This is a genomic window from Marinomonas sp. ATLA20, from assembly GCF_057180105.1.
In genome coordinates, this window is sequence record NZ_JBXUKU010000005.1 from 293,546 (window position 1) to 305,656 (window position 12,111).

A 12,111-nucleotide genomic window follows, 5' to 3' on the forward strand; every position below is an offset into this window, starting at 1 on the left:
GGAATTAAATATTTTATGAGTAAAGAATTTATAACATTTATGCGTAATCGTGTATCGCAACCAGCGCTCGACTTACCCGCACCGAGCGAAACAGAGTGGTGTTCTATTCTCGAAGCGGCTAGCCGAGCTGCAGATCATGGCAATCTTAAGCCTTGGCGTTTTTGTATTTTTGAAGGTGAAGGGCGAGCAAAGCTTGGGCAGATTTATTGGCACCATGCCTTATCTGAAGTAGATTCTATGCCTGAAAGCAAAGAGGAAGCTTTTATTAAAAAGGCGTACCGAGCTCCCGCAGTCCTAATGGTGTACGCTCGAATCCAAGATCACCCTAAAGTTCCTGCTATAGAGCAGATTATGGCGGCCTCAGCGGCGGCTCAGCAGGTTCTATTGGGCCTAAATGCTCTTGGCTATGGTGGTATGTGGCGAAGTGGTCCAGCCTGCTTTACTCAAAAAACAAAAGAGCTTTTGTCATTACAAGACAATGATCAAATTATCGGTCTAATCTACGTAGGAACTCCTAAGGATAAAGTGGCTTCTATCCCAGAAGTGAACCTTGGAGATCATTTAGAATGGGTAAGAGATTAATTTTGAAGACTAATTTTAAAAAACTAGTTGCAATCTTTTTTCTCCATCACTAGAATACGCGCACAAATTACGCACTGCGTATATAAAGTTTTGGTGAGCTGTCCGAGTGGCCGAAGGAGCACGCCTGGAAAGCGTGTATGTCGAAAGGCATCAAGAGTTCGAATCTCTTGCTCACCGCCATTATTTGAAAAAAAGACATCGTATGATGTCTTTTTTTTTTCGCCTGCACTTTATCGATTCTATGGTATTCATTCCCAAGTGGCATCTTGTTCGGAAATTCAAGTACTTCTAGCTTTGAAATAATTCGATACTTTACACAATTATTCATTTAGAAAAATTGTCGCTCTGTGAATTTTTCGACATTATTAATTTCAAAGACCAAGTTAAAACGTGGATATCAAAATGTACAAGAAATGAGCGTTAGTTACACAGTTTTCACTTGTTACCTCTATCACGCTATCCCATGCATTTAATTTGATTTATTGTCCATTCCCCAATTTTCTCGTATTCTCTCAGTTTCAAATCTAAGTAACGTAATCCACAGAAGATGGCATTCTGTATGGACGATCAAACCCTTACATTGCGAGAGGTTGCTGCTTATTTGAAGCTCGCAGCGAAAGACCTCATTGTTCGACTTCTACAAAGTCACCCTAAAGTCTTAGTTCAGGATTGGTGGAAAGACGGCCAAACACAACGCCAAGTAAGGGCTGCCATTGAAGACGTGCTAGATAAAGATTTGCCGACAGCTACGGACGAGTCGAGTTTAAAGAAAAATGCGACAGGGTTTACGACATGATTGTCGACTTTGCAGCGAATGGTAAAAAGTGGGTGGCTTAACCATGACATTGAGTACTGCTTAGCTAACAAGAAAGGATTTTTATATTGAAAACGGATTTTAAGCAAATAGATTATAAGCTTTGGTTAGCGTTAATTGTCAGCAGCTTCATCCCGCTTATTTACTCGACCACTCGTATTAATTTTATTGGCAGTATGCCGGATAGTTGGTCCCTTAGCATTGCGGCCCAAGTTGCCTGGTTAAACATAGGTTATGAGGTTGTTGGTGAGGCTCTGATGCTCCCATTGGCCTTTATACTCGGGCAGGTTTTCCTAAACCCCGTAGAGTTTAGAAAAAGGGCCATGTCATCTTTTACTATCATTGTTCTGGTTTATGCCATCATGACTGCGTTTGTCATTCAATTTACTCCTCAGCTTGTCACAGCTATGCAGCAAAGCAGCGAGCTATTGCAGAACACTATTGTTTATATCCGCTTAGAAGCGCTCGCTATTTTTATTTCTAGTGGGTATACGTTTATGAATTTGCTTCTTGTGCTGCATAGTAAGTACAAAGCACTTTATGCGCTTTTAATCATCCAAACAGTCCTGACCGTGGCCTGCGATAGTGTTCTGGTCAGCCAGCTACCGTTCTCCTATAGGCTGGGTGTAAATGGCATTGCAGTGACAAATATTTTGGTGAATTCATTATTGATTGTTGTTGCTCTTCAGTTGCTTAAAGGCAATAAAATTAAGCTGTCTTACAAAGAAATACGTTTTAAAAAACAAGCCTGGTTAAGGTTATGGTTCAACGTAGGCAGCAAGTCAGGCTTAGAGTCTTTTGTTAGAAACACCGCATTTGTGGTTATGATTCTACAGTTGATGAATCAGCTTCAGCAGGCAGGGACATTTTGGGTTGCAAATGGATTTATTTGGGGGTGGTTACTATTACCTATATTGACTCTAGGACAAGTGGTTAAGAGAGATGCAGCAACGGGTAACGGGCTTAGTGAAGAGCGTGTTAATAGCTATTTAATTATCACATTAGGCGTAGTTTCACTATGGTTACTGACACTACCGTTTTGGGAAAGCTTTATTCACAATGTTATGGGAATAAACAATGCTTCTGAAGTAACACATTTAGTAATGGTTATGATTGGCTTCTATGTTGTCTTTGCCTTCAACAATGTCATCGATAGCTATTTCTATGGTATCGGTCGAACGGATTTAATGCTCTATCAATCATTGATCGTTAACACCCTGTTTTATGGCGCTGCATTTGTTAGCTATCAACAAGGCTGGTTTATTCCATCGTTGAATAAAATAGCGATTATGTTTGGACTTGGCATCACTCTAGATGCGGCCATAACTTGGTTTCTATATCGCATGCTAAGAAAACAGACCAAAGGCATGGGGGACGAACCGAAGCTGTCGTTATCTTAAGCAAGATATACTTAATCTTATTAGTCACAAATATTTTTACAATTTTAAATTTAGGAGCTGCCTTTGTATGCCGTACTCGCCACCATTTGAACTGACCCACACAATGATGCGCTTGGTTGCTGAGGTTTCTCAGTAAGTCGGTGAATGGACAGCAACGAACAAAGATAAGCTTGTTCCTAAGATAAGCTAAGAAAAGAAAACCGCATACGTACTATCCAGGCTTCACTTGCCGTTGAGCAAAATACATTATCTATAGAGCAGGTCACAGCGTTAGTAGATGGGAAGACGGTACTAGGTTCACCAAAAGAGATTCAAGAAGTTCATAATGCCTTCGCTGTTTACGAATCGATGGACAAATGGCATGAAACAAGCGGTGATGATTTGCTTGAAGCACACGCCATCATGATGAAAGGGCTGCTAACGGACGCAGGACAATGGCGGTGCTGGTATCTATCTAGGGGATCAATTAGTTCATATTCAACTTGAACGCAAAAACTTGAGTATCTAATACAAATCCATTTGATACCCATACAAAAATCTAGGGTACCATACCATCATGTTGATAAACTCGTTAGTTCGATGATGATGAAGAAAATGAAGAAGACGTTAATAGCACAACATCGCGTCGCTCGGCGGTGCTTCTCTACAGGCCCCGTTTCAGCGGCTTATGAACTCAAGGTGGACGCGGGGGAGGTGCGACGAGATGGCGCTCAAGTCGCTCTGGCGGCAAAATTCGATGCCCTGCACGAGTCTCTTGCCTCGCTCCCACCAATACCCGTGCGCACCGACGATCCTAGTGAGAACAGCCGTACAAGCAGAAATCCACTTTTACTGTTACTGGCGCGATCCCTGGCATCAGCCCAGTCCTTTCTTCGAAAGAAGTTCCATTTGTGGTTTTTTGGTCCACCGCCGCGAGGCATGTACATTCATGGAACGGTCGGGGTCGGCAAGAGTTTTCTAATGGATCTCTTTTACGCGTCGGTTACTGTTCCTGATGATTCTTGCTGTAACAATGACAGCCACAAACACGCAAAGATTACCAAACGCCGCGTCCACTTTCATGAATTCATGCTAGACGTCCATCATCGAATCTTTGTCTACAAACAGAAGCACCCACGAGGTGATGCGCTTCCCATCATTGCGCAGCAATTGGCACAAGAAGCCCAACTCCTCTGTTTAGATGAATTTCAAGTAACAGACATTGCCGATGCCATGATTTTGAAGCGACTATTTTTACTATTACTGGATTGGAATGTCGTGGTGGTGGCCACCTCGAATAGATCCCCCGATGCCTTGTATGAGGGAGGCATTAACCGATCCCTTTTTTTGCCATTCATCGACATGTTGAAACACACGTCCGACATTATTTCCATGGAGGATTCCCGCAAGGATTATCGACGCGAAAATCGAGCGTGTGGTCAATCCTATTTTTGGTCAAACAAGGATGTTCATGGCGATAATAATACTAGTAACAACATGTGGGCGAAGTTGGAAGAAATATTTGGTTGCACTGCATCCGGAACTGAGGCCGAGATCATTCCCGTCCTCTTTGGTCGCACTGTCCAGGTCGCCCGATTGAATGACCGGTGCGCCTGGTTTGATTTTTCCGAGTTGTGCTACCAACCGCTCGGGGCGGCCGATTATCTTTCCCTCTGCTGCCGATTTCCGGTCCTCATCATAGACCGCGTTCCCCAACTGGACGCCAAGCACCTCAACGAAGCGCGACGATTTGTGACCCTCATTGACGCGTGTTATGAATCTCACACCCGCTTGGTGTTGGCGGCACAAGTCCCGCTCGACGAATTGTTTGTCGATTTTGAAGCGCAAGTCGAAAGCAGTGATGGAGATGAAGAATTGTTTGTCAATGAGAAGGGGGGAAACTCGAGTTCTTTTGCGACGACCATGATTCGCACCAAAGATGGGAAATATTTTGAGTGGTCAGCGACGGGTCGAGTTGGTGTGTCACTAGCACAATTTTCGGCCGCAAATGATCTCGCCTTTTCCTTTCGACGAGCCGCATCTCGGTTGGAAGAAATGGGTGGAAAGGAATGGGGACGGCAATGACGAAAGGTCTTTACCTTGCAAAAAAACACTAAAATGAGTGACACCTCATGTTTTTTCGCTTAAATGAAAGAATTTTGGTGCGCTGTGAGCTCTTAATCGCAGCTTTCCTAACCAAAGTGGATTTGCTATGCCTCGTTTAAAGGGTATTCAGTTACCAATTTTCCATCAGCAGTCTTCTTTTCTGTAGTAAATCCCCCTTTGATAAGCTGCCTCAGCCTGGTCTTTGAGTTTATGGGCTAGGGCATGCTCAACACTAACATCACCAACAGCATTGCAACCTTGCTCACCGCTATTATTTGAAAAAAAAGACATCGCATGATGTCTTTTTTTTCGTCTGCAATTTATCGCTTCTATGGTATTTATTCCCAAGTCGCATCTTGTTCAGAAAGTCTGAAATGTATATCACGCCCGTCCGAACACAGTTGGACAACCTTAGATGGCGAGCCATCTTCATTTAATGATACCAAGCTTACTCCTGACGCGTTTAAGAGGCGCTTTCCATGAGCTGTAGTTTCTGGTTTATGGGGAATGACTTTCATGCTGCGCCGTCTAGTAAACCAATTTAGTGGTGATCTTGGTGAATAGAGCCAACGATTTAGGCGATCAAAAATATCCAATAATCGTGCTGGGAATTCGTTTTTAATGCCACTGCTGGTGATTTGCCATAAGTCTGATCCTTGTTTATTGCCGCGTAGCTGGATGTCGTAAACAAAAGAGTAATGAACATCCCCTGATAGAATAACAAAATTTTGTGGTGTTTTATTATGCCTAAACATATTCATTAGGGCATACGCAGAACCCGGATGCGCCATCCAATTTTCTGCATCCACCATCAGAGGTTGCCCAAACCAAGTAAACACTCTTTGAATGCTTTCAATTAGTTTGACTCCAAAAATGGGCGCTGGTGATACCAGAATAACGGCTTGTAAGCCTTTTAGCTGATGTTGTAGGTCGGTTAGCGCCTCCCAGTCCATTAGTCCTGACGGTTTTTCCAGTGATTTCTCAGAGCGCCAACGATGAGTGCGGGTATCTAGTACAACAAGAGGTGGTGTTGTCTGCCAAGTATAGTTCCACTTAGAGAATCGGAATAGCTCGTGCAGTAATTCATCATGGTGTTTTTTGCCAGGGTTAATGAGCACCTTTTGCACTTCGTGAATCAATTCACTAGAAAAATGTTCGGGTGCATTCCCCCATCCTTGGCACATAAGATAACCGAGAAGGGCGTTGCCAATAATTCGAGCAGAAAAATCATGATTATAGGCTGTTTCCTCCCAAGCTGCGGTCAGGTTCCAGTCATCCGTAATATCATGATCATCAAAAATCATTGCCACGGGGAGATGGGCAAGTGCACGACGGACTTTAGGCAGACCTTTGGCAAAGTTTTCGATAATAGGAATTTGCTTTGTGAAAATGGCTGCATGCTCATCTGACAAGTCTGAGGGTGTAGATATACCTCCATTCTCAAATATCAAATCCCAGCCTTTAGGAGACCAAACAAGGGCATACATGGCGAGTACTTCTGCCAATGAAATTAAATGATTTTGAGCTGTATCTGTTGTAAATACAGGCTTTCTTACACCTCCAAAAACCTGATCTATCACGCCTCGGCTCAGTTTATTTTCTGGTAGCAGGGTTTCTCGCGCGTAGTAGTAAGCGGTTTCTTTATGCAGCTGATGGGCACTGTTAATCTCTGTGCATGGGAGTGTTTCGTCAGGCATTCCAAGGCGTGGGACTAGCTGATGAATCGCCCATAACATTGGAGCCGCGACATCATCTGCATATATTTGATCTCCGCTCATCATCAAGATGCTAGGCCAATCGCTAGGAGACGTATTTTCCAGCAGCTCATCCACCCGTAATAATCCATCTTTGCTAGGATGGTGCGGTTTTCGGCAAGAACCATGCAATATTTTATCTATATTCGGTTGGATGATAAAAAATGGGAAGGGGTGATTTGGATAGACAAGATCTTCAGCCCAATGCGTCCAGTCCAGCCCATTCAGTCGAAGATCATAATGAATAGGTTGATTAGTTGGTAAGGCTTTGTCTAGCTTAATATCAATTAGCTGGATGAAAAGTCCGGTACCAGCTTTGAGTTGTGTGTGGTATTTGGCTGTTTGGTTAGTATTGAGCGTTGATAAAACAGTGTTGTCTTGAAGCAGAGTGATATCAAACGTTACAGCTTCTGTGGTCATCAACCAAAACGTTAGTCTATCCACTGTCATTCTTCGTAGTAGCGGTCCAGCTAATACCTGCATAAATTCCTCATATTAACTTGTTGAATACGGCTTAACAGCATTCAACAAGTTATTGCAACCAAATGGTCTACAATAGGTTTGCCTTCCTTAGTGGTTGAAGTGACAGTCATTTTTGCGCTAAGTATCAATTGGTCATTGTCAGTACGATGCACTTTCTGAAGAAAGTTAAGCTTGAGTTTAGATACGCGCTCTATCGATGACTGGATATAAAATGCATCACCACTGTGCATAGATTGTATGTAGTCTAATTCTGCTTTAATCAAGACAAGGTAAATCCCTTGCGCCGTGATTTCGGCAAAGTCTAATCCTCTTGATTTTATAAATTGATGTCTAGCATGCTCTAGATAATTCTGATAAACAGCATTGTTAACAATTCCTTGTATATCACACTCGTAATCGCGGACCTCAAAATAAACGCGATCTTTTTGATTCAAGTTGTCCTGCATTGTTTTGCCTTAACGTAGTTATTTATTCATGGTGAGCAATTTGATTTTTGCCGGACCGTTTTGCATACATTAGATAATGCTGTGAACGTTGCACTAGTTCATTAGGACTTTCATCTCCGAACAAGGTTGCAACGCCGATGGATACCGTGACTTGACGCAATAAAACCTTGGTGTTTTTATAGCGAATTTTTTGGATGGACACTTCATTCCGAATAGATTCTGCAAGTTGAGAGGCGATACTCAGCTCTGTTTCACTCAGCAACATAGCGAATCGGCCACCATTTAAACGTGCAATAAAGCCATTATCCGGCAATAGGCCCACCAATAGTTTTGCAATGTATCGAATAAGTGATGTGCCAGCTTTGTTGCCATACTCTTGATTAATTTGGCCAAGATTATCAATGTCTATTAGCAATAATGTTAAGTCATCTTCTGCATAGGGCATCATTGAAAATAATGACCGCTCAAACCCCTTTTCATTAGCTAATAATGTCATGGGGTCAAGTTCAGTATTTTTCTTTGCGTCTAATAATTCTGAACGTAGCGTCGCTAACTCTTCTTGAGCAGAGTGTAAAGCACTACTGAACGAATCAATTGCTTGGCTAGCTTTAAACGCTCCTTTTTCTAGAAGCTGAGCTATTTGTTCAACTTGAGATGCTTCTTTGGCATTCGCTAACGCTGCTTTTGTCGTACGTAGCGTGTTGTTAAACGTTTCTAGATCACTAGAAATATTTGTGGTTCCAGATTCTAATTTAGTGGTTAGGTCTTTCAATATAGGCCCTTGGTGATGAGCATATTGAATATCTTCTGTTACTAAGAATTCGTTAAATAGTTCTTGTGAAACAAAAGCAGGTAAGCCACCGAATCGGCGCAAAGCACGATCTACAACCTGATTAAATTTGGGGTTTCTATTAGAAGCATATTCGTACCATATCCCATAATTATAGGGAGTTGGTGGAATATCCAGCTTTACCATAAGAGGTATAGCTGATCGCATTAGCTGGTTAGCCTGCTTAATATTATGTTGGAACATCGGAACCTCTGTTGCCATGATTTACCTCCAAGACGTCCCATTTCGTTGGCGATAACTTATGTTTATAAAAGAGCGCGAAAACTCGGTAACATTACGGCTTCGATATTGTAACGGCTTTGTCATGTTTTCGTATTCTTGAAAACACGAATATAGTAATTCTAAAAAAGCATAATAGCCATTAACCACCAGTAAATTTACTAGAAAAACCTTCTTTTTCAAGTAACTCTTTCACTTTCTGTCGGTTGTCTCCTTGCACTTCGATGAGTCCATCTTTCACTGCGCCACCGGTGCCACATTGAGTTTTTAGTTTTTTACCTAACACTTTGAGCGCCGCTTCCGTTAGAGGGAGGCCGCTAATAACAGTAACCCCTTTGCCTTTTCGTCCTTTTGTTTCCAGCGCAATTAACACTTTACCACTACCAATGGGATCTTCTTTTTTACACTGGCACTCAGAAGCTGGGTACTCACAGCCTGGGCAGAGACGACCTTGATCTGTTGAATAGACTAAATTTCGATTTTTCATGGATTTTGACAACCTTTAACATCCTTTCATGCTCAGTATTTTATCATCTCAATAAAAGCGAATCAGATAAAAATTGCAATATTCAGCATTTAACTTAAATCTGAGCTAAGCTGATAATAATACCAGTTTTAGAAAGCGTGTTGGATATGAAAACATTAGTAAAAATTCGACAAGCCACAGAAGCCGACCTAAGAAATATATTGCTGTTTGAGTTCCGCAATAGGGGTTGGTTTTCTCAGTTTTTACCCAACCAAGCACTACAGCAGCAAACAGAAATGTATTTCAGACGTTTACTTAGAAGTAACTTAAAGCATTTGCAATATCTAGTGTACTTACCAAATGATGTGCTTATTGGCCGCTTTAATGGGCAAATATTGGATGAAAAATCGGTAGAAGTGTCTTACCGTATTGCCAAGAATTTTACGAACCAAGGTATTGCCAAACATGTGCTGAAGCATGTACTTATTATTTGGGCAAGCACTGGGATAACAGAAGTGTATGCGACAGTTGCAGATCACAATAAAGCCTCAATAAAAGTGCTTCTGTCATGCGGCTTTGAAATTAAAGAAGTGCAAAAAAACGCGATTAATTTAAACCCAGAAATTCACGACAGTTTAGTCTTCCGTTGGTCGATAGCAGAAGACTTGCCGCTAAGCGCTACCAAGTTCGATAACCTTCCAGTTTGTTAAGGATGTTGACAATTTTGTCACTAAAACCTGCTGATAGGGTCATGGGCAGGTTTGTAATTGGGTGGGTGAACTCGAGGCTTGATGCGTGGAGCATCAATCTAAAGTCATCTTCCCAAATCTCTTTGGCCACTTTATTAATATGGCGACAACCATAGCAAGAGTCGCCAACAAGAGGGGTCAAATGGTGTTTGAAATGTCGACGTATTTGATGTTTCCGACCTTGCTTTGGCGTCACTTCGAGCCAGCTTAGACGCATACTGTCATAACGGCTTACCGGAACCGGCAGCTGAAACTGTTTTAATCTAACAAAACTTGTCTCAGCGTCTCTTTCTGTGCCTTCAATTTTAAAGCGAGAGCGGCCTTTTTGTTCATTCAGCTTAGCTAATGGGTAATCAATAACGCCAGCGTCATCACAATAACCACGAACCAAGCAATGATAGGTTTTTTGAGTCTTAGACTCAGAAAACTGAGAGGCAAGGTGCCTTGCAACTTCAGGTGTAAATGCCATAACCAGAACACCAGATGTGCCTCGGTCAAGACGGTGCACAGGGAAAACCCATTTTCCTGTTTGATCTCTTAGCCTCTGAACAACGGCATCTTCTTCATCTTTGGCTAAATGTGTGCGATGGACAAGTAAGCCTGCAGGCTTATTGACAGCAACTAGGTATTCATCTTGATATAAAATCTCTAACGTCATTCTGGCTTTTCTATAAAAGAGTTTATTTTTTCCATCGCCATGTCGACTAACGTTTGCATGGCTTCATCACTGGCCCAAGCAATGTGAGGTGTCAATAAAAAATTGGGGGTTTTAGAAAGCTCTTGAAGTGGATGGTCTAGCGGCATAGGTTCTTGGCTTGATACATCGAAAGCGGCACCAGCGATGCTATTATGTTGAAACGCTCGAACTAATGCATACTCATCAACAATGCCACCTCGGCTAATATTGAGTAATAAACAGCTTGGTTTCATTAATAAAAATTCAGTATCACTAATCAAATCTTTTGTGTCTACCGTTATTGGGCAATTGATGCTGATGACATCGGCCGATGTTAACGCTTCTTCAAAATTGATATAACCCGCTCGAGTACTTTTTGCTCCTTTTCTGTCAGCAAAGATCACATGCATTCCAAAAGCTAGAGCAATGGCGGCAACCTTTTTACCCAAGGTCCCGCCACCGATAATGGCCATTGTGGAGCCTGATAAATCCTTAATAGGGTAGTCAAGAAAACAAAAAAATTCCGAGGTAGACCACCTTCCAGCCTTTACGTCATCTAAATACGATGTGAGATTTCTTCTGAGTGTTAGAAGCATGGCGAAAGTATGTTCAGGAACACTGATTGTAGAATAATCGGAGACATTTTGAACGGTGATGTGTTTGTTTTTGCAAGCCTCCAAATCTACATTGTTGGTGCCAGTTGCCATGACTTGTATCAGTTTTAAATTGGCCTCACCATTCATGGCGTCAGCATCCACCATAGACTTATTAGTGAGGACAATAGCGGCGTCTTTTATACGTTCGGCTACCTGTTCAAGAGAAGAGTTCTCGTATTCAACAACCTCTTTGATTTGTGTTGGTAGTTGAATGTTTATTTGCTTTGGAAATGAGCCTCTGTCCAAAAAAACCGCCTTCATTTAACTTTCCTTATTTTTTTACTTCGTGTTATCTAATAATGGTAGCAAATATGGGAGTATATTTTGCAGTACGATAGGTTGGCCTGTTTTATTTGGATGTAAGCCATCGTTCTGCATCAGATCTTTGTTTAACGCTACATTTTCAAGCATAAAGGGTAGGTAAGCGATATTGTACTTAGTGGCAATATCCTTGTACAAATTAAAGAACATTTGCGTATAGCGCTTGCCATAGTTTTGCGGGATCTGGTTGCCAACCAATAATACTGTGGCATTCACATCGTGAGCTTGCTCAACCATTTTTTCTAAATTCATTGTGGTCTGAGTAAGAGGGTAACCACGTAAAGCATCATTAGCACCGAGTTCTAAAATGACCCAATTGGGCTTGTGGGTGGCTAATAGATCATTGAAGCGAGACAAACCACCTTGTGTTGTTTCGCCGCTAACACTGGCATTTACAACGTTTATTTCTGGATGTGATTGAGAAAGTTGATTTTCGAGTAAACTAACCCAGCCATCTTGTTGTCTTAAGTTATATGCCGCGCTGAGGCTGTCTCCCATGACAAGTAAAGTAGAAGCCGATGCAAACGAACTAATAAATAGCAGTGTGATTATTGTACATAGTTGCCTTAATTGCTTTTTTAAAAACATACCAAACCTTTTTAGAGTGAAT

12 protein-coding genes and 1 tRNA gene are annotated in these 12,111 nt (G+C 41.9%); 6 read left to right on the forward strand and 7 right to left on the reverse strand.

All coding sequences use genetic code 11. The features are described from left to right. Window positions 1-39: 39 nt before the first annotated feature. The 5 genes from AC2A4J_RS11035 (at window position 40) to zapE (ending at window position 4,860) form a co-directional block, all read left to right on the forward strand. A complete protein-coding gene (locus AC2A4J_RS11035) occupies window positions 40-582 on the forward strand; it encodes a nitroreductase family protein (protein WP_484176030.1) in 543 nt (180 codons plus the stop codon). A gap of 92 nt (window positions 583-674) precedes the next feature. Then, window positions 675-762, forward strand: a tRNA-Ser gene (locus tag AC2A4J_RS11040). A gap of 379 nt (window positions 763-1,141) precedes the next feature. Further along, complete coding sequence (locus tag AC2A4J_RS11045; protein ID WP_484176031.1) at window positions 1,142-1,378, forward strand: hypothetical protein; 237 nt, start codon at window positions 1,142-1,144, stop codon at window positions 1,376-1,378. 86 nt (window positions 1,379-1,464) lie between these two features. Next, a complete protein-coding gene (locus tag AC2A4J_RS11050) occupies window positions 1,465-2,796 on the forward strand; it encodes an MATE family Na+-driven efflux transporter (RefSeq protein WP_484176032.1) in 1,332 nt (443 codons plus the stop codon). Window positions 2,797-3,390: 594 nt separating this feature from the next. Beyond that, window positions 3,391-4,860 carry a cell division protein ZapE gene (gene zapE, locus AC2A4J_RS11055; protein ID WP_484176033.1) on the forward strand — a complete coding sequence of 490 codons (1,470 nt, stop codon included), beginning with the start codon at window positions 3,391-3,393 and terminating at the stop codon, window positions 4,858-4,860. A 359-nt stretch (window positions 4,861-5,219) separates the two neighbouring features. Here zapE and AC2A4J_RS11060 read toward each other — a convergent pair whose 3' ends face one another. From AC2A4J_RS11060 to yciH, 4 genes are all read right to left on the reverse strand, one after another. Continuing rightward, on the reverse strand, window positions 5,220-7,118 hold the full coding sequence (locus tag AC2A4J_RS11060) for an alkaline phosphatase D family protein (RefSeq protein WP_484176034.1): 1,899 nt from the start codon (window positions 7,116-7,118) through the stop codon (window positions 5,220-5,222). 41 nt (window positions 7,119-7,159) lie between these two features. Further along, on the reverse strand, window positions 7,160-7,564 hold the full coding sequence (locus AC2A4J_RS11065; RefSeq protein ID WP_484176035.1) for an acyl-CoA thioesterase: 405 nt from the start codon (window positions 7,562-7,564) through the stop codon (window positions 7,160-7,162). Window positions 7,565-7,586: 22 nt separating this feature from the next. Next, entirely contained in the window at window positions 7,587-8,615 is a 1,029-nt protein-coding gene (locus AC2A4J_RS11070) for a GGDEF domain-containing protein (RefSeq protein ID WP_484176036.1), read from the reverse strand. A gap of 160 nt (window positions 8,616-8,775) precedes the next feature. After that, entirely contained in the window at window positions 8,776-9,120 is a 345-nt protein-coding gene (gene yciH, locus AC2A4J_RS11075; RefSeq protein ID WP_484176037.1) for a stress response translation initiation inhibitor YciH, read from the reverse strand. Between the two features lie 146 nt (window positions 9,121-9,266). Between yciH and AC2A4J_RS11080 the strand changes: the two genes are divergently transcribed. Next, window positions 9,267-9,809, forward strand: a complete 543-nt coding sequence (locus tag AC2A4J_RS11080; RefSeq protein ID WP_484176038.1) for a GNAT family N-acetyltransferase — start codon at window positions 9,267-9,269, stop codon at window positions 9,807-9,809. Here AC2A4J_RS11080 and AC2A4J_RS11085 read toward each other — a convergent pair. The 3 genes from AC2A4J_RS11085 to AC2A4J_RS11095 are packed head-to-tail and all read right to left on the reverse strand — an operon-like array spanning window position 9,778 to window position 12,089. Then, window positions 9,778-10,506 (reverse strand): pseudouridine synthase, encoded by a 729-nt coding sequence (locus tag AC2A4J_RS11085; RefSeq protein ID WP_484176039.1) that lies wholly within the window; start codon window positions 10,504-10,506, stop codon window positions 9,778-9,780. The genes AC2A4J_RS11080 and AC2A4J_RS11085 overlap by 32 nt on opposite strands. Then, window positions 10,503-11,441: a D-2-hydroxyacid dehydrogenase gene (locus AC2A4J_RS11090; RefSeq protein WP_484176040.1), complete on the reverse strand. Its 939-nt coding sequence runs from the start codon at window positions 11,439-11,441 to the stop codon at window positions 10,503-10,505. The genes AC2A4J_RS11085 and AC2A4J_RS11090 overlap by 4 nt, the downstream gene beginning before the upstream one ends. An 18-nt stretch (window positions 11,442-11,459) precedes the next feature. Further along, entirely contained in the window at window positions 11,460-12,089 is a 630-nt protein-coding gene (locus tag AC2A4J_RS11095) for an arylesterase (protein ID WP_255829179.1), read from the reverse strand. Window positions 12,090-12,111 lie beyond the last annotated feature (22 nt).

Bases quoted from the DNA above. Each gene is read 5' to 3' on its own strand.
- AC2A4J_RS11035 (WP_484176030.1), top strand. From the start codon at position 40: ATGCGTAATCGTGTATCGCAACCAGCGCTCGACTTACCCGCACCGAGC.
- AC2A4J_RS11045 (WP_484176031.1), top strand. From the start codon at position 1,142: ATGGACGATCAAACCCTTACATTGCGAGAGGTTGCTGCTTATTTGAAG.
- zapE (WP_484176033.1), top strand. From the start codon at position 3,391: ATGAAGAAGACGTTAATAGCACAACATCGCGTCGCTCGGCGGTGCTTC.
- AC2A4J_RS11060 (WP_484176034.1), bottom strand. From the start codon at position 7,118: ATGCAGGTATTAGCTGGACCGCTACTACGAAGAATGACAGTGGATAGA.
- AC2A4J_RS11065 (WP_484176035.1), bottom strand. From the start codon at position 7,564: ATGCAGGACAACTTGAATCAAAAAGATCGCGTTTATTTTGAGGTCCGC.
- AC2A4J_RS11070 (WP_484176036.1), bottom strand. From the start codon at position 8,615: ATGGCAACAGAGGTTCCGATGTTCCAACATAATATTAAGCAGGCTAAC.
- yciH (WP_484176037.1), bottom strand. From the start codon at position 9,120: ATGAAAAATCGAAATTTAGTCTATTCAACAGATCAAGGTCGTCTCTGC.
- AC2A4J_RS11080 (WP_484176038.1), top strand. From the start codon at position 9,267: ATGAAAACATTAGTAAAAATTCGACAAGCCACAGAAGCCGACCTAAGA.
- AC2A4J_RS11085 (WP_484176039.1), bottom strand. From the start codon at position 10,506: ATGACGTTAGAGATTTTATATCAAGATGAATACCTAGTTGCTGTCAAT.
- AC2A4J_RS11090 (WP_484176040.1), bottom strand. From the start codon at position 11,441: ATGAAGGCGGTTTTTTTGGACAGAGGCTCATTTCCAAAGCAAATAAAC.
- AC2A4J_RS11095 (WP_255829179.1), bottom strand. From the start codon at position 12,089: ATGTTTTTAAAAAAGCAATTAAGGCAACTATGTACAATAATCACACTG.